This is a genomic window from Arthrobacter sp. FW306-1B-F12A, from assembly GCF_058781865.1.
In genome coordinates, this window is the sequence record NZ_JBYSXD010000006.1 from 24,116 (window position 1) to 40,506 (window position 16,391).

At 63.7% G+C, this 16,391-nt stretch carries 17 protein-coding genes; 11 read left to right on the forward strand and 6 right to left on the reverse strand.

All coding sequences use genetic code 11. The annotated features are described in order from the left end of the window. Nucleotides 1-18 precede the first annotated feature (18 nt). The gene (locus AC3WJU_RS04840; RefSeq protein ID WP_284990764.1) at nucleotides 19-1,692 is read right to left on the reverse strand and encodes a hydantoinase B/oxoprolinase family protein; all 1,674 of its coding nucleotides are present in this window, start codon (nucleotides 1,690-1,692) and stop codon (nucleotides 19-21) included. Nucleotides 1,693-1,702: 10 nt separating this feature from the next. Then, the gene (locus AC3WJU_RS04845) at nucleotides 1,703-3,754 is read right to left on the reverse strand and encodes a hydantoinase/oxoprolinase family protein (RefSeq protein ID WP_492259279.1); all 2,052 of its coding nucleotides are present in this window, start codon (nucleotides 3,752-3,754) and stop codon (nucleotides 1,703-1,705) included. A 317-nt stretch (nucleotides 3,755-4,071) separates the two neighbouring features. Between AC3WJU_RS04845 and AC3WJU_RS04850 the strand changes: the two genes are divergently transcribed. Then, entirely contained in the window at nucleotides 4,072-4,503 is a 432-nt protein-coding gene (locus tag AC3WJU_RS04850; RefSeq protein WP_492259280.1) for an SRPBCC domain-containing protein, read from the forward strand. A gap of 9 nt (nucleotides 4,504-4,512) precedes the next feature. Here the strand turns inward: AC3WJU_RS04850 and AC3WJU_RS04855 are convergent, their stop codons facing one another. Continuing rightward, entirely contained in the window at nucleotides 4,513-5,250 is a 738-nt protein-coding gene (locus AC3WJU_RS04855; protein ID WP_492259281.1) for an ANTAR domain-containing protein, read from the reverse strand. A gap of 719 nt (nucleotides 5,251-5,969) precedes the next feature. On the opposite strand from AC3WJU_RS04855, the gene AC3WJU_RS04860 reads away from it, so the two are divergent. From AC3WJU_RS04860 to AC3WJU_RS04885, 6 genes are all read left to right on the forward strand, one after another. Further along, nucleotides 5,970-6,161 carry a hypothetical protein gene (locus AC3WJU_RS04860; RefSeq protein WP_332602574.1) on the forward strand — a complete coding sequence of 64 codons (192 nt, stop codon included), beginning with the start codon at nucleotides 5,970-5,972 and terminating at the stop codon, nucleotides 6,159-6,161. Between the two features lie 183 nt (nucleotides 6,162-6,344). Then, on the forward strand, nucleotides 6,345-7,157 hold the full coding sequence (locus AC3WJU_RS04865) for a DeoR/GlpR family DNA-binding transcription regulator (protein WP_492259282.1): 813 nt from the start codon (nucleotides 6,345-6,347) through the stop codon (nucleotides 7,155-7,157). Continuing rightward, on the forward strand, nucleotides 7,154-8,146 hold the full coding sequence (locus AC3WJU_RS04870) for a 1-phosphofructokinase family hexose kinase (RefSeq protein WP_284990768.1): 993 nt from the start codon (nucleotides 7,154-7,156) through the stop codon (nucleotides 8,144-8,146). The genes AC3WJU_RS04865 and AC3WJU_RS04870 overlap by 4 nt, the downstream gene beginning before the upstream one ends. 2 nt (nucleotides 8,147-8,148) lie before the next feature. Continuing rightward, nucleotides 8,149-10,200 (forward strand): PTS fructose transporter subunit IIABC, encoded by a 2,052-nt coding sequence (locus tag AC3WJU_RS04875; RefSeq protein ID WP_492259283.1) that lies wholly within the window; start codon nucleotides 8,149-8,151, stop codon nucleotides 10,198-10,200. Between the two features lie 35 nt (nucleotides 10,201-10,235). Continuing rightward, a complete protein-coding gene (gene ptsP, locus AC3WJU_RS04880) occupies nucleotides 10,236-11,945 on the forward strand; it encodes a phosphoenolpyruvate--protein phosphotransferase (RefSeq protein WP_492259284.1) in 1,710 nt (569 codons plus the stop codon). Between the two features lie 33 nt (nucleotides 11,946-11,978). Next, on the forward strand, nucleotides 11,979-12,257 hold the full coding sequence (locus tag AC3WJU_RS04885; protein ID WP_059388405.1) for an HPr family phosphocarrier protein: 279 nt from the start codon (nucleotides 11,979-11,981) through the stop codon (nucleotides 12,255-12,257). Nucleotides 12,258-12,366: 109 nt separating this feature from the next. Here AC3WJU_RS04885 and AC3WJU_RS04890 read toward each other — a convergent pair whose 3' ends face one another. Together AC3WJU_RS04890 and AC3WJU_RS04895 are read right to left on the reverse strand one after the other, a co-directional pair. Beyond that, nucleotides 12,367-13,320, reverse strand: coding sequence for a DNA topoisomerase IB (locus AC3WJU_RS04890; RefSeq protein ID WP_307053866.1), 954 nt, complete (start codon nucleotides 13,318-13,320; stop codon nucleotides 12,367-12,369). A 24-nt stretch (nucleotides 13,321-13,344) separates the two neighbouring features. After that, nucleotides 13,345-13,824, reverse strand: a complete 480-nt coding sequence (locus AC3WJU_RS04895) for a Dps family protein (RefSeq protein ID WP_059388404.1) — start codon at nucleotides 13,822-13,824, stop codon at nucleotides 13,345-13,347. A 330-nt stretch (nucleotides 13,825-14,154) separates the two neighbouring features. Here AC3WJU_RS04895 and AC3WJU_RS04900 point away from each other — a divergent pair, with 330 nt between their 5' ends. From AC3WJU_RS04900 to AC3WJU_RS04915, 4 genes are all read left to right on the forward strand, one after another. Beyond that, complete coding sequence (locus AC3WJU_RS04900) at nucleotides 14,155-14,325, forward strand: DUF2207 domain-containing protein (RefSeq protein WP_139359614.1); 171 nt, start codon at nucleotides 14,155-14,157, stop codon at nucleotides 14,323-14,325. 96 nt (nucleotides 14,326-14,421) lie between these two features. After that, on the forward strand, nucleotides 14,422-14,598 hold the full coding sequence (locus tag AC3WJU_RS04905) for a CsbD family protein (RefSeq protein WP_059388403.1): 177 nt from the start codon (nucleotides 14,422-14,424) through the stop codon (nucleotides 14,596-14,598). A 66-nt stretch (nucleotides 14,599-14,664) separates the two neighbouring features. Beyond that, complete coding sequence (locus tag AC3WJU_RS04910; protein WP_059388402.1) at nucleotides 14,665-15,093, forward strand: hypothetical protein; 429 nt, start codon at nucleotides 14,665-14,667, stop codon at nucleotides 15,091-15,093. A gap of 27 nt (nucleotides 15,094-15,120) precedes the next feature. Then, a complete protein-coding gene (locus tag AC3WJU_RS04915; protein WP_284990774.1) occupies nucleotides 15,121-15,387 on the forward strand; it encodes a DUF7218 family protein in 267 nt (88 codons plus the stop codon). A gap of 83 nt (nucleotides 15,388-15,470) precedes the next feature. Here the strand turns inward: AC3WJU_RS04915 and ku are convergent, their stop codons facing one another. Further along, the gene (gene ku / locus AC3WJU_RS04920; protein WP_059388401.1) at nucleotides 15,471-16,361 is read right to left on the reverse strand and encodes a non-homologous end joining protein Ku; all 891 of its coding nucleotides are present in this window, start codon (nucleotides 16,359-16,361) and stop codon (nucleotides 15,471-15,473) included. Nucleotides 16,362-16,391 lie beyond the last annotated feature (30 nt).

A 16,391-nucleotide genomic window follows, 5' to 3' on the forward strand; every position in this document is an offset into this window, starting at 1 on the left:
TCCTTCTGTGGGCGGGGCTTAGTATCCGTAGTGGGTCTTGGCGAAGTCCTCGGTGATGAAGCCGTTGACGATGTCGTAGGTGATCTCGTCCCGGGAGCGCTGGGAGACGTCCCCGAAGCCGCCGCCGCCGCCGACTGCGAGCCGGACGATGTCGCCGGCCTTGACCTTGCGGGCGTTGGCTTTCAGAGTGCGGACCTCATCGCTGCGACCTGGGTTGAACACAACCTCGGGCCCTTGGGCGTCTGAGCCGCCGAACAGTCCCCAGGCCGGGGTCTTGGACCTTTCGAACCAGAGCCCCACGACGCAGTCGGCCAGGAACTCGTATTCACGGATGACTCCGTTTCCGCCGCGCCACTGGCCGGGGCCGCCGGAGTTGGGTCGGATGGAGTATTCGTTGATGCGGAATGGGTAGCGGGTCTCCATCATTTCGATGGGCAGGTCCTTGAGGGAGCCGTTGACGTTGTTGATCATCGCGGACTCGCCGTCGGTGCCTTGCCAGGCTCCCCAACCGCCCAGTGTGGCCTCCATGGTCACGAAGTTCCGGCCGAAGCGAGGATCGAAACCGGCTGCAGTGATGATCATCGAGTCGCCGTGGCTGGCGCTGGCAACCCGCTCGGGCATGGCCGGTGCCATGGCCTTGGAAACCAGGTCGATCAGTAGTCCGAGGTGGGAGAAGTACCACTGGCACGGGGCTGGCGCCACCGCGCCGAGAACTGAACCTGAACGCACCTGGGTGGTCAACGGCCGGAAAGACCCGCCGTTCGAGTTGGAGTCCGGGCTGACAAGGAGCTTGTAGCCGACCCGCAGTGCGGAGACTGCCTGGGCGGCGCCACAGTTGACGGGCCCCATGGTCTGGTCAGCCGATCCGGTTACGTCGAAATCAACGGTGTCGCCAGAGACTGTGATCTTTAGCCTGATCGGAATCGGGGTGTCCAGGTTGATGCCGTCGTTGTCCAGGACGCCTTCGGCTTCGTAGACGCCGTCGGGAATGTTGCGGACGGTCTCGCGCTCGATTTCCTCCGTCTGACGGAAGATCTCATCCCGGGCAGCGTCCAGTTGGTCCATCCCGTAACGGCCCACGAGCTCCTTCATCCGGGTGGTGCCCATCCGAAGGGCGGCGATCATCGCGTGCATGTCACCGATGGTCTGGTAGGGGAAGCGGACATTGGTTCGGATCAGATCCACGACGGAGGTTTCAATGCCTGCCTCGATCAGTTTGACCGGGCCCATCCGGAAGCCCTCCTGGAAGATGTCCGTCGCATCCATGGAACCGCCGACGTCCTTGGAGCCCATGTCCATCCAGTGCGCACGGGTGGCTGCGAAGCCGACCACAGCGCCATCGTCGAAGATCGGGGCAAAAATGGTGACGTCGTTCAGGTGGGTTCCGCCAAGATAGGAATCGTTGAGGATCCAGACGTCCCCTTCCTTCCAGACGTCGCGGCCGTACAGTTCTTCCACCGCGATGGAACAGGTTTCCAGGTTGCCCAAGAACAGTGGCAGCCCAGCGGACTGTCCGAGCACGCGGTGCTCGGTGTCCAGGAGCGCCACGACGCAGTCCCCTCCTTCGTAAAGGATGGGTGAGTAGGCGGAGCGGATGAGGGTGGCGTTCATGTCGTCCGCGGCGCTGGTGAGCGCGTTGCGGATGATCTCCACGGTGACTGGATCCAGGGTCTTGACTGCAGTGATTGTCATTGTTGGTACCTCAGTTTCCTTCGACGTCTTGAGTGCGGATGATCAGTGAGCCGAATTCGTCGACGATGACGTCGAAGCCGGGGGGCACCACGGTTGTGGCGGTCTGTTCCACGATGATGGCGGGGCCTTCGAAGGCATGGCCGGCGGCCAAGTCGTCACGGCGGACCACGGTGGTCTGGTGTTCGATGTGCTCAAACACCACCGGGCGGATTTCATGCTTGAACTCAGCGCTCTGTGCGGTGGCGAAACGTGGCGCATCAAGACGGCCCAGGTCGCCGACGGCCTGCGTCCGTAGCGCCACGATTTCGATGGGCGCCCCGAGGTTGGAATGCCCATAGCGCTCGTGGTACATCGCTGAGAAACGCGAGGCCAACGCGGCAACGAAGTCGGTGGATTCCGGTTCGTCAGCGGAGGCGAGCGGAACGTTCAGGGAGAATTCCTGCGATTGGTAGCGGACATCCACTGATACATTGGTGAGGCGGCTGTCCTCCGGCACGCCCTCGGAGGCCAGGGAGCTCAGGCCCTCAGACTCCATCGACCGCAGCACGCCGGCCATGTGGGCCACGTCGATATCCTCGTCGAGGTAGAAATACGGCTCCGAGAAGTCCTTGCGGATGTTGGTCTGCAGCATGCCCCAGGCCGAGAACGCTCCGGGGAACCGGGGGACGACTGTTTCCGGGATGCCCAGTTCCTTGGCGAGGAAGACTGCGTGCATGGGACCAGCACCCCCGAATGCCACGAGCGCGAAGTCCCGGGGTTCGATCCCGCGGGAGATCGTGATGGTCCGGATCGCCTGGGCCATCTGGGAGTTGGCGACGTCGCAGATCCCTTCGGCCATGGCAATGGGGTCCAGACCGAGCCGGTCGCCAACCGTTTTCAGGGCGGCGATCGCCGCTTCCCGGTCCAAGGACACCTGTCCGCCTGCGAACCAGTCAGGGTCCACGCGCCCCAGCACCAGGTTGGCGTCGGTGACGGTAGGTTCCGTGCCTCCACGTCCGTAGCAGGCAGGTCCGGGAGTGGCTCCCGCGGAACGCGGCCCGACCCTGAGGCCACCGGCTTCGAGCCAGGCGACCGAGCCGCCGCCAGCGCCCACGGTGTGAATATTGACCACGCTCATGAGCATTGGAAGGCCTTCAAGATGTGCCTCCGTGGAGACGTCGGGCTTGCCGTCGACTACCAATGAGACATCGAAGGACGTTCCGCCCATGTCGACGCCGATCAGGTTGCGGTTTCCCGAAACGCCGGCCAGTTCGACGTCGCCCATGGCGCCCCCGACCGGGCCCGAGAGAAGGGTCTGGAGCGGGCGCTTCCGTGCGGACTCAGCGGTGAGCACCCCGCCGGAGGACTGCATGATGTGCAGCGGGGCTTCCACACCGCGGTCCCCGAGCTTCTTTTCGAGGTCCAGGAGGTAGTTGCGGACCACTGGCCCGGTGTAGGCCTCGACGACGGCGGATGAGGTGCGCTCGTATTCGCGCCATTCCTTCGCGGCCTCGTGGGAAAGCGAAACGGTGAAATCTTCGCCTAGTTCTTCGAGCAGGATTTCCCGGGCCCGAAGTTCGTGAGCGGGGTTCTTGTAGCTGAACAGGAATGCGACGGCGACTGCGCCATAACCTTCGGCCACTGCCCGACGGCCTGCCTGACGGACGGCAACTTCGTCCAATGGCCTGATCTCGAGGCCTTGCCCATCCAGGCGCCCTCCCACACCGATGACATCCTTGCGCTCGAGCAGCGGGGAAGGCTTGCGGTACTGGGCGTTGTAGAGCTCAAGGCGCGGGCCGCGGGCAATGTGATAAGTGTCTTCGACTCCGGCGGTGGCCAGCAGCAGCACCGGTACGCCGCGACGCTCAAGGAAGGCATTCAATCCCTGGGTGGTGCCGTGGACCAGGAACTCGATGTCGGACAGGTCGTCGACAATGGACTCGAGGCCGGCGATGACGCCCGCGCTCAGATTCCCCGGCGTAGTGGATGATTTGGTGGCCGTATAGGTTCCGGCGTGCTGATCGTAAGCGACAATGTCGGTAAACGTTCCACCGATGTCCATGGACACCCTGTAGTTCGGCATGTATGTCTCCTCATGGTTCTGATTGGGAACTCGATGTGTGAGACATCACGCTACGGACCCGGCTTTTCCGGACGTGGGCAAACTGCACGATGCTGCATCTACCCCGAGGGCGAACTGCCTAACGACCATCGAAATCCGACTATCTCCGCAGTTCAGAGCCACAATTCTGAGACGTGCTGCGAGCCTAAGAGAAAACACCCTGAATCTCTTGACGTGACGGAGAGCGCAATTCGGCATCTCTCCGCCGGCCGTCGCTCCCGGGCGTAGACTCTGTTGCGCCGGCGCCCGGACGCCGACCACGTGAAAAGGAGATGGACATGGCAGGCAACTTCATTGCGAGTTCAACCATCACGATCCATGCAAGCGCCGATCGGGTGTGGTCGGTACTCACCGATCCCCAGGCCATCAAGGAGTTCATGTTCGGGACCGAGGTGGTCACCGACTGGACGGTTGGCGGACCTATTGTTTGGCGCGGGGTCTGGAAGGGCAAAGACTATGAGGACAAGGGTGTCATCCTTGAGTTCGAGCCAGGGAAGCGGCTGGTAAACACCCATTTCAGTCCGTTGTCCGGCCAAGAAGACACTCCCGGGAACTACCACACGCTGACGTGGACTTTGGAGCCGGAAGGCGGGATGACCAAGCTGACCTTGGCGCAGGACAACAACGCCAGCGCGGAAGAAGCGTCGCATTCGAAGGGCATGTGGGACAGCCTCGTGGAGAACGTCAAAAATATCGCGGAGCGCAGCTAGCGGGGCCCTCTATGCGTCGAAGTGTGAGACGGGCGTTTCGTTCGTCAAGGACTGGAGAAGGGATTCCGCAACGTCCCTCAGTTTCTGGTTCCTGCCGTTCGAGGCCTTACTTAGAATCCTGAAGGCCTCCTCCTGGCTGCACCTGTTCTGGCCCATGATGACGCCGGTTGCCAGATCGATGGCGGTCCGGGAACGCATGGCCTGCTCGAGGTCCTCTGCGCGTTGCTGCCTGGCACCGATTCGGACCGCCAGCCGCAGAGCCTTTTCTGCCTGGCTCGCGAATTGCTCGCAACTGCGGATGGAGGCCTCGTCGAAGGCATCGGAGTGCGGAGCGAAAAGGTTGATCGCCGCCGTCGCGCCCTCTTCCAGGCGCAAGGGGACGCAGAGCACCGCCAAGTGCCCGCGCTCTGCGATCGTGGAACAGTATTCAGGCCACTGGGAGTCCGTCGACGTATCCCGGACGAGCACGGACTTCCCGGTTCTCATCGCCTCGAGGCATGGCCCGTCTCCATAGGCTTGCTGCACTTCGTCAATGAGGCGGGCTTCGTGGCTGCTCCCCGCGACCGTCATCGATCGGCGGCGCCGGCTCAACGTGACCCCGCACAGGACGTCCTGGCCGCGCGCAGCGGACACCGACGAGGCCGTGAACACCGCAAGGTCTTCGAGGAAGCCGCTGACGTCTTCACTGTCGATGACCAAATCCTGGAGTTGTCCCACTACCGAGGCATTCAGGCCCATTTCGTCCATGGCTCAGTCTACGAGCAGCAGGGCGGCAATGGCAGAAAAAGGCGCACGATGCAGCGTCCACCAACTGGACAAACGTTCCGCCGGTCTTGCGCGCCGGGGGTACAGAGTGCACAATTCTTCTACAGTCCGTGCAGAACTCCGGACAGGGGCCGAGCCTTCGGCCTGTTTTCGCTCAAGCAGCCGGGCGCCATGTCACTCAATGTGAAGGTGCTGCCTGATGAGCAAATGCCTGTTACCGGCGCGGAGCTAGTCGATGTCGACCGTCTCCGAATCCGCCGTCCCCCACGAACCACATCAGCCTGGGGCTGCCCCCCTTTGGTGTGCCCGTTGCGGAACGGACAGGCACCTGATCATCGAGTCCATCCAGGCCCGGTCTCCAAGGTCTTCCCAACAGCTTGCCGTGTTCTACACGTGCACTTCCTGCGGGTTTTCCTATAGCCAAGCGGCCACCGTCCAGCAGGCGGGGGCCATCCTGAATCGTCGGGGGATTCAGGATGGCCTCCTGGAGTTCGGAAGCCACTATTTCCATTGCAGCGAACCACTCCGTGAGGTGAAAACCGCGCTGCGAAGCTTCAGGGCACCGCAGACGGGCGTGCCCCGATCGCGCAGCTCTCCCCCGGAAGCCCGGCTCCACACCAAGGTCTTGAGATGCAGTTGCGGGTTCGAGCTGGAAATACCTGCTTAGCCAACAATGTGCAGCATTACCCGAAGGAAACACCATGAAGCTTGAAAGCACACAGCAGCGCCGGCCCGAAGACGACTCCGGGCAAGATTCCGATCGACTGGACCAAAAGAGGAACAAGAACCGGCACGAACCGGATTCCCCTACCCAGTCCCGCTTGCCCGATCCCCCGGACCCGGACAACCTCCCCATCGACTACCCGGGCCTAGGGGAGATCGAGTGGCCATAGGGCGGCCTCCGGTCCGGCGTTAGCACCCAAACCACACCTCAACAAACCCAAACCAAAGCAAAGATCTTTGTTTATGTTGTTTTCTGTTGACAGACCAACATGAACAAAGATAGAGTCAAGCAATTCCACATCATGTGATGACTGTCACTGGTGTACTTACAGCTTGTACGCAATGGAGGGTATGTGTTCGCCGAGGAGCGCCAACAGCTGATCTCCGAGCTCGTCGCCGAGCGTGGGCGGGTCAGCGTCACGGACCTTGCAGACCGATTCAGCATCACCACAGAGACGGTCCGCCGTGACCTCGCTGCCCTCGAATCCGCCGGCAACCTTCGCCGCGTCCACGGCGGGGCCGTCCCGTCGGACCGCCTCAGCACCCGCGAGGAAAGCGTGGTTGAGCGGGCCATCCAGCGCCAGCCGGAAAAGGTCCGCATCGCCGAGGCCGCCCTTGCCCTCATCCCCGAGAACGGAGCCGGCAGCATCCTGATCGATGCCGGCTCCACCACGGAAGCACTCGCCCGTTTACTCGACCAGCGGACCGCCCAGCGCACGGCGTCCCTCAACGGGAACGCCCCGCGTGAAGAACTGGTGGTTATCACCCACGCCATCCCCATTGCCGGACGGCTTTCCGGCAACCCGCACATCGCACTCCAGATCCTGGGCGGCCGCGTCCGCGGCCTCACCCAGGCCGCCGTCGGCCAGTCCACGGTCGACGCCGCTTCCCGGCTCCGCCCGGACATCGCTTTCGTCGGCGCCAACGGCATCCACGCCACGTTCGGGCTCAGCACCCCTGACCCCGAAGAAGCCGCCGTCAAGGCCGCCTTCGTCACGTCCGCACGGCGCGTCGTCGTCCTCGCGGACTCCTCCAAACTGGACGCGGAAACCCTCGTCCAGTTCGCCGCCCTAAAAGATGTGGACACCGTGATTACTGACCACGAACCCTCTGAAGAGCTCTCTGCCGCTTTGGCTGAGGCCGGCGTCGACGTGGTGATCGCATGATCGTCACCCTGACCGCCAACCCGAGCTTGGACCGCACCGTGGAGCTCCCGGCCCCCTTGGCCCGCGGCGAGGTTCAACGCGCCGTCGCCGTCCACCAGCACTCCGGCGGCAAGGGCGTCAATGTCTCCCGGGCGCTTGTCGCCTCGGGCCTGGACACCGTTGCTGTCTTGCCGGGCGGGGATTCCGATCCCGTCCTCGCCGGACTGCTCGACGACGGCGTCCCCTACGCGGCGCTTCCCATCAGCGCGCCGCTGCGGAGCAATGTGACGCTCACCGAACCGGACGGCGTCACCACCAAGATCAACGAACCCGGCCCGGAGTTGAGCCTGGACGAGCAGGAAGCCCTGATCGGGCTGCTGCTGGACCGCTCCCGTGGCGCCAGCTGGGTGGTACTCGCCGGATCGCTCCCACCAGGAGTTCCGGCGGATTTCTACGCCACAGTCGCCCGCCGGCTCCGTTCAACGCACGACGGCGACGCCCCGCTTATCGCAATCGATTCCTCCGGCGCCCCGCTGGCAGCCGCCATCAGCGGCGATTCCAACGGCATCAGCGGCAAGCCCGATCTCCTGAAGCCCAACGCGGAAGAACTGGCCGAACTGGCCGCCGCAGCGGGCCTCACAGACGTCCACACGGCTGACGAACTGGAAGCGGACCCGGGCCTTGCCGCCAGGGCCGCTGCCGCCGTCGTCGCCAGCGGTGTGGGTGCAGTACTCGCAACACTCGGTTCCAAGGGCGCCGTCCTGGTAACCGCCGACGGCGCGTGGTTCGCCACGCATCCGCCGATCCAAGCCGTCAGCACAGTTGGTGCCGGCGATTCATCCCTTGCTGGCTATCTGCTGGCCGCCACCAACGGCGGAACCTCGCAGGACTGCCTCCGTCAGGCTGTGGCACATGGTGCCGCCGCTGCTTCGCTGCCGGGCTCCACTGTCCCGGCGGTCCACCAAACAACTCCCGACGCCGTTACCATCACGGCCCTTCAGAAGGACTAACAGTGACCCAGCTCATCACCCCCCAACTGGTCGCCCTCGACCAGAACCTCGGCGATTCCCCCGCCGATGTCATCCGCTTCCTGGCAGGCAAAGTTGCCGCAGCCGGGCGCGCCTCCGAGGTTGAAGGGCTCTTCGCGGACGCCTTCGCCCGCGAGCAAAAGACTGCCACGGGCGTACCCGGCGGCATCGCCATCCCGCACTGCCGCTCAATCGCAGTAACCGAGCCCGCCCTTGCGATGGCCCGCCTCTCGAACAAGGTGGACTTCGGTGCCAAGGATGGCCCCGCGGACATCATCTTCTTCATCGCTGCTCCGGAAGGAGCGGACCAGGAGCACCTGAAGTTGCTCTCCAAGCTGGCCCGTTCCCTCATCAAGAAGGACTTCACTGCGGCCCTGCGTGCGGCTGCCACCGAGCAGGACATCGTCGATCTGGTTGATGGCGCCCTGGCAGACAAGCCGGCTGCCCATGCGGCAGGGTCGGCGGCACCGGCCACCGAGGCCGCCCCGGCTTCGGCGAGTGCCGCTTCTGCCGCGGCCCCGAAGCGCATCGTCGCCGTCACGGCCTGCCCCACTGGCATCGCCCACACCTACATGGCAGCCGATTCCCTCGTGGCCGCTGCCAAGGAAGCGGGCGTCGACCTGCAGGTTGAAACCCAAGGCTCGGGCGGATTCACCGCGTTGGACCCGGCTGTGATTGCCGCCGCCGACGCCGTGATCTTCGCGGTCGACGTCGATGTCCGCGGCAAGGAACGCTTCGCGGGCAAGCCCGTCATCAACGCTCCCGTGAAGCGCGGCATTGACGAGCCGGCCAAGATGGTGCAAGAAGCCCTCGCCGCCGCATCCGACCCACATGCACACCGCGTCCCGCATTTCGGTGCCGAAGAGAGCGCCGAACAGGCATCCGCAGCTGCAAGCGAGCACCTCGGCACCAAGGTCAAGAAAGTCCTGCTGACCGGCGTCAGCTACATGATCCCGTTTGTCGCCGGTGGCGGCCTGCTGATAGCCCTCGGCTTCCTGTTGGGCAGCTACGAAATCGCCGGAGTTGCGGACAAGATCCTTGCCGCGAACACCCTCGTCAACCTGCCCACCGATTACCCGGTCCATGCATGGGGTCCGTTCGGCGCCTACCTCGGAGCCGTGCTGTTCAAGATCGGCGCGTTGTCCCTCGGCTTCCTCGTCCCTGCCCTGGCTGGCTACATCGCCTACGGCATCGCGGACCGGCCTGGTATCGCCCCGGGCTTCGTCTCCGGTGCTGTCGCCGGCTACATGGGCGCCGGCTTCCTCGGTGGCCTGGTAGGTGGCCTGCTCGCTGGCCTCACGGCACACTGGATCGGCACGTTCTCCGTTCCACGCTGGTTGCGCGGCCTCATGCCCGTGGTCATCATCCCGCTCGTCGCCTCGATCGTCGCTTCGGGCGCCATGTTCCTCTTCCTCGGCGGCCCGATCGCGGCCATCTCCAAGGGCCTCAGCACGTGGCTTTCCGGGATGACCGGTACTTCGGCGATCGTGCTTGGCATCATCCTTGGCCTCATGATGTGCTTCGACCTGGGCGGTCCGGTCAACAAGGTTGCGTACTCCTTCGCCGTAGCCGGCCTCGGCGCCGGCAGCCTCGCCAACCCGGCCCCGCTCCAGATCATGGCTGCCGTCATGGCCGCCGGGATGGTGCCGCCGCTCGCCATGGCATTGGCAACCGTGCTCAACAAGAAGGGCTTCAGCCTCGCCGAGCGCGAGAATGGCAAGGCCGCCTGGCTGCTGGGTGCTTCCTTCATCTCTGAAGGCGCCATCCCGTTCGCCGCTGCCGACCCGCTCCGCGTGATCCCCGCAAGCATGGTGGGTGGCGCCGTGACCGGTGCGCTGAGCATGGCCTTCGGAGTTACCTCCCAGGCACCCCACGGTGGCATCTTCGTCTTCTTCGCTATCGGCAACGTGTTCATGTTCATCGCATCGATCGCGGTCGGCGTAGTCATCACCGCCCTGGTCCTGCTCGCACTCAAGCGTTGGGCAGTCCGGAAGCCGGTAGAGGCCGAGCAGGCTCCTGTTCCGGTCGCAGCCTGAACAACCCGCCAATAAGCGAAGTAGAGGACTAATCCATGCAGACCTTTTCAGGTGTAGGCGTTGCCCCGGGGCGTGTTCTGGGGCCGGTTCGGCAGATGCCGAAGCCGGTGCAAGAGCCCCGTGAGAACGTCAATATTCCTGCGGACGTTACCGTCGAATCGCAGGGCCAGCGCATCAAGGATGCCGCCAAGGCCGTGCAGGCGGAACTCCGTGCCCGGGCCGCGACGGCGTCCAGCGAAGGCAAAGAGGTCCTGGAAGCAACAGCCCTGATGGCCGCCGATCCCATGCTGGTGAAATCGGCCATCAGGCTCCTCTCCCCCGAGGCCCCGGGCGGCGCACGCACCGCCGAGCGGGCCATCTGGGAGGCAGCAGCCACGGTTGCCGATTCGTTGAAGGCCCTCGGCGGCTACATGGCAGAGCGCGTGGCCGATGTCCTGGACGTCCGCGCCCGCATCGTCTCTGAACTGCGCGGACTGCCCGCGCCGGGAATCCCGGCGTCGGACGTTCCGTTCATCCTGGCCGCCGAGGACCTAGCCCCGGCAGACACCGCCACCCTGGACCCCGCCAAGGTGATCGCCCTGATCACCTCGAGCGGCGGCCCGCAGTCCCACACCGCCATCCTGGCCCGCGCCCTCGGCCTGCCCGCGATCGTCGCCGCCCCTGGTGTCGACGAGATCGGGGACGGCACGGAGGTCTACTTCGACGGCGCTGCCGGCACCATCACGGTTGACCCTGGTGAGGAACTCCGCCTTGCGGCCAAGGCTTGGGCCACCCAGGCATCCACCGTTGCCGCGTTCAGCGGGAGCAACGTCATGGCCGACGGGTTCCGGGTTCCGCTGCTCGCCAACGTCGGTACGGGTGCCGACGCCGTCAAGGCCGCCGACGCCGGTGCCGAGGGCGTCGGTCTGCTGCGCACCGAATTCTGTTTCCTGGATCGCGACGACGAACCCACCGTCGAGGAGCAGATCGCCGCCTACGGCGCCGTCTTCGCTGCTTTCCCGGGCAAGAAAGTGGTGGTCCGAACCCTCGACGCAGGGGCAGACAAGCCCCTGCCGTTCCTTACCAACGCGGACGAGCCCAACCCTGCGCTGGGTGTCCGCGGGTACCGCACCGACCTCACGTCCCCCGGCGTCCTCGAACGCCAACTGGCGGCAATCGCGGCAGCAGAGGCCGCCAACCGGGCCGAAGTGTGGGTCATGGCTCCCATGATCTCCACGGCCGAGGAAGCAGCGCATTTCGCTGCACTCTGCTCCGCCGCCGGTTTGAAGACCCCGGGCGTCATGGTCGAAGTCCCGTCGGCTGCCTTGACCGCAGCCTCCGTGCTGCGCGAAGTCAGCTTCGCCTCGCTCGGAACCAACGACCTTACCCAGTACGCCATGGCCGCGGACCGCCAACTCGGCCCTCTCGCCACTCTCAACGACCCCTGGCAGCCGGCCGTGCTTCAGCTCGTGAAGTTGACCGCCGACGGCGCCGCTGCCGCCAGCTCGGGCGGCAACCTCCGGCCGGTGGGAGTATGCGGCGAGGCAGCCGCGGACCCCGCCCTCGCCGTCGTACTCGTTGGACTGGGCGTCGCGACGCTTTCCATGAGTGCCCGCGCCCTGGCTGCCGTTTCCGCTGTCCTGGCCACCGTCACCGTGGCGCAGGCCCAACAGCTCGCGACGACGGCGCTGTCCGCCCCGAGTGCATCCGCCGCGCGCCAAGCCGTTCGCGCCCAGCTGCCTATCCTGGACGAGTTGGGTCTCTAGACTTTCCCCAAACCCACAATCGAAGGAGCAACAATGTCCGAACGTACCGCCACCATCGCCAGCCGCGTCGGCCTGCACGCACGCCCGGCAGCCATCTTCGCCGAAGCCGCCGGCGAGCTGGACATCGAGGTCACCATCGCCCGCGAAGGCGAGCCCGCCGACGACGCCATGGACGCCGCGAGCATCCTCTCCCTGATGAGCCTCGGAGCTTCATTCGGCGACGTCGTTGTCCTGCGTGCCGAAGGTGCCGGGGCCGACGAAGCCCTGGACCGCCTCGTGAAGATCCTCGAAACGGACCACGACGCCGAGTAACCCCCCTGAGCATGCTCTCCCTTGGCACTCGGGGATGGACATATTCCTCATCTGTCCATCGCTCGTAGCCAACGGGGAGCATGCTCTTTTGTTTTTCAGGGCAAATTATTCAAGGCAGTGACCCCAAGTAGGCCGCGATATCCGACTCGCTGGCCTTGAGCTGTTCGAGATCACCCGCCAGGAAACCCTCCACGATCCGAGGATCGACGTAGGCTGCCCTCGCCACCGTTGGCGTGTTGCCGAGAAGTTCGGCGGTTTGCTTGATTGCTTCGAGGACTCGTTTGCGGGCAGGCACTTTTGAAGCCGGGCCTGCGAGCGCCATTCCGGCCGCTGCAGTGCCTTTCCACGTGCGGAAGTCCTTGGCCGTGTAGTCGCCGCCGGTGATGTGGCGAAGGTACTCGTTGACCATCGCGGCATTCAGGGAGACGCTTCCCTCACCATTCTGGAAGACCAGTAGGGGCTCCTTGCCTGGCCTGCCTGCCAAGGGTCCGAGGAATCGGGCGAGCACCGGGTCCTCGATGGTGGAATCCCAGGTTTGGCCGCTTTTCCCCGGGAAATGCAGGGAGACCGTTTCCCCGTTGACCTTCACGTGTCTGCACCTCAGCGTGGTGAGCCCGTATGAGCCGTTGCGGCGCGCGTAGCCATCGGAACCAACGCGCAAGGCACCGAGATCCATGAGCCGTACGGCCGCGGCCAACGTTTTAGTCTTCTCGGAAGGTGACTCCCGCAGATGCCTGGAGACCAGGCGGCGCGCCTGCGGCAGGATGGACCCAAGCCGCGCGGCCCGGGCGAACTTTTCAGTATCCTGGCGGGCACGCCACTCCGGATGGTAGATGTATTGGCTACGTCCGGCGTCGTCCACTCCCATTGCCTGGATATGTCCGTTCTCGAACGGACATATCCAGACATCGGCCCATGCAGGAGGTATCGCCATCGCGTCGAGGCGTTTGCGCTCCCCGCCCGAAATAAGCGATCCGTCCGGGTGGTAGTAGCTGAATCCGCGGCCGGACCTTCGCCGGGAAATGCCCGGAGTGCCCGGTTTACTGCGGCGGAGCCGTGGCATGCACTGACGCCGTTCGCCGGGTTCCTAGGCTTCCTGTGGATCTGCCACGGACGCACTGGCCGACATGATCTCGGCACTGATCATCCAAGCGAGCTGCTCCAAACGGGCAATGAACGCGTGGAGCAGGTCCGCCGTCGTGGGGTCTTCTTCGTCTACTGCGTCGTGGACATCACGCATGGTCTGGACCGTCCGCTCCAGGCGATCGGTGATCAGCTTCACGGCGTCCTTGGTTTTGGTCAATCCAGCGGGGAATTGCTCCAGCCTTGTTGAGGCGGCGATGGTGGTGCTCCGGCCATCGGGAAGGGCATGGAGCGCCCGCATCCTTTCGGCGGTTTCGTCGGCGAACTCCCGGGCGGCTGCGACGAGTTCGTCGAGCTGCAGGTGCAAGTCCCGGAAATTGGGGCCAACAATGTTCCAATGGGCCTGTTTTCCTTGGAGCTGGAGTTCAATGAGATCCGTCAGGACCAACTGGAGGTTATCTGCCAGGGTTTGCGATGCTTTCACGTTTTCTCCTCCTAAACGACCGTCCGATGCGAGCGCAGGAAACCTGCGCTCGACCTTCCGTTTAGCCTACGACGATATCCAAAAATCTTTGTAAGCGTACTTAGTACTTGATTTGATAAGGGTGCTTAGTAGTACCATGGAGGAAGTCGATGCCGGTTCTTACCGGACGAAAACCCTGAAAATCCGGGGCGGTATCACTACAGCAAGACCTTGCACGGGGCCTTCGGGCCTGGCGGGGAACAACGGTTCGCAAGCGAACTGACAACCGAATACATCGCAAGGGACCCGGGCGCTTGCCAGCGGTCCCGCTGAAGTAAGGAATGTGTCATTGTGAACACTCTTCTGATCATTGCAGGCGTTGTGGCAATCGTTCTTCTGCTCGTCGGCGGCTTCTCGCAGGCCGTGAGCTGGCTCCTTTGGGTCGGCGTGGTCCTCCTGATTGTCGCGGCCATCGGCTGGCTCCTTAGCTTCATGTCCGGCCGCAGGTCACACGGAGTTTGACCGGCAACTGCAGTGAGGACGCCTGGCCCTGTCGGCCAGGCCCCACACCGTTTGGCGAATCGAAGAAAGTCCCTTTACCAGCAAAGGAGTACGTCCATGGGTGCAGATGACAAGATCCAGAACGCCGGAGAAAAGCTTGCAGGCAAATCCAAGGAAGCGGCTGGAAAGCTGACGGGTAACGAGAGACTCGAAGCCGAAGGCAAGATGGATCAGAGCAAGAGCGACCTGAAATCGGCCGGTGAAAAGGTCAAGGACGCTTTCAAGAAGGATTAAATCCGCTCGAAGTGCGGCTTCCGCCTCGCGCGGGAGCCGCACTTCCTGGTTCAAGGAGTTAAGTCGATGCCGACTATCTCTGACCCGCTTGTTCCCAACGGCGCGCCCCTCCCCAAAGGGGAACGAATCTGGTGCGGCCATTGCGGCACCGCCGAGTACGTGATTCTCGATTCCATCGAGCCCCTGAAGCCACCGTCGGCAGAGTTCGTGGATGTCGCCTACACCTGCGTGGAATGCGATATGTTCTACGCCCATGCCGCAACATTCCAGGACGTCGCAGCCATCCTGAACCAGCGAGGCACGGTGTCAGGTGTGCTGCAATTCGGCGGCGAATACATCCACTGCGGCGAACCCATGAAGATCTCAGGAACCGGATTCCACAGCGTGTATGCACCGGTGTCCACCGAAGACCCCGCCGTCGACCTTCTCGACGTGTACCTGGCCACAAAGGTGTTGCAGTGCCGCTGCGGGTTCCGGATGGAGCTTCCGTCCTAGCCCGGATCTTGACCAAAGGAGGATCGCATGCCAAACAAGAAGAATCCCAGCCTCAAGGATCCGGAACTCTACGAAAGCCTCCGTGAGGATGGCGCCTCGAAGGAAAAGGCCGCGAGGATCTCGAATGCCGCTGCCAAGGAGGGCCGCAAGGAAATCGGCCGACGCGGCGGCACCTCGGGCGACTATGAAGACTGGACTGTGCCCCAATTGAAGTCCCGGGCGAAGGAACTGGGGCTCACAGGGTACTCAAGCAAGAAGAAATCCGAGCTGATCTCTGCGTTGCGAAACCACTAGGCCATCCATGGGACATGTGCCTTGCTCCGGCGCAGGCCACTTGGAGCATGCCCAGCTTTCACGAAGCGCACGACGGCGGCGCGTCAGGCTTTCTTGACCCTCGCCCGCGGCTTGCTGGCCGCCTTGGCTGTGGCGCCGTCGTCGGACCCTTCAGCGGAGGACTCGTCGGACGAGCCGGCAGACGCTTTGCCGCGCTTCTTGTCGAGACTCCGTTTGAGGGCTTCCATGAGGTCGATGACCTCGCCACCTTCCCCTTCGCTGGCTGCCACACCGAACGTCTCCTCGGTGTCGATGGAGTCGCCCTTTTCGAGTTTGGCCGCGATGAGTTGGCGCAATTGAACTTGGTAGTTGTCGGTGTATTGCTCGGGCTCGAAGTCGCGCGCCATGGAATCCACCAGGGCCGAGGACATCTCAAGTTCCTTGTCCGAGATCTTGACGTCGGTTTCCAGCGAAGGGAAGTTTGCTTCGCGGACTTCGTCGTCCCAGAGCAGGGATTGCAGCATCAGCACATCGCCCCGTACCCGCAGTGCGCCCAGCCTGGTCTTCTGCCGGAGGGCGTACTGCACAATGGCCACGCGCTCGGTGTCCTGCAAAGTGCGCAGAAGAAGCATGTAGGCCTTGGGCGACTTGGAATCCGGCTCGAGATAATAGGGCCGCTCGTACATGATGGGGTCCAACTGCTCAGCTGGAACGAACTCCACAACCTCGATTTCGCGGCTGCTCTCCGCAGGCAGCGACTTCAAATCGGCCGCCGACAGCACCACGGTGCGGCCTTCCTCTTCGTAGGCCTTGTCGATATCCTCGTAATCCACAACAGAGGCGCAGATTTCGCACTTCCGCTGGTAACGGATTCGGCCTCCGTCCTTGTTGTGGACCTGGTGGAGACTGACATCGTGGTCCTCGGTGGCGCTGTAGAGCTTGACGGGTACGTTGACCAGCCCGAACGCGATAGAACCCTTCCATATGGCCCTCATGCACTAAGTGAACATCACAACACGGCGGAG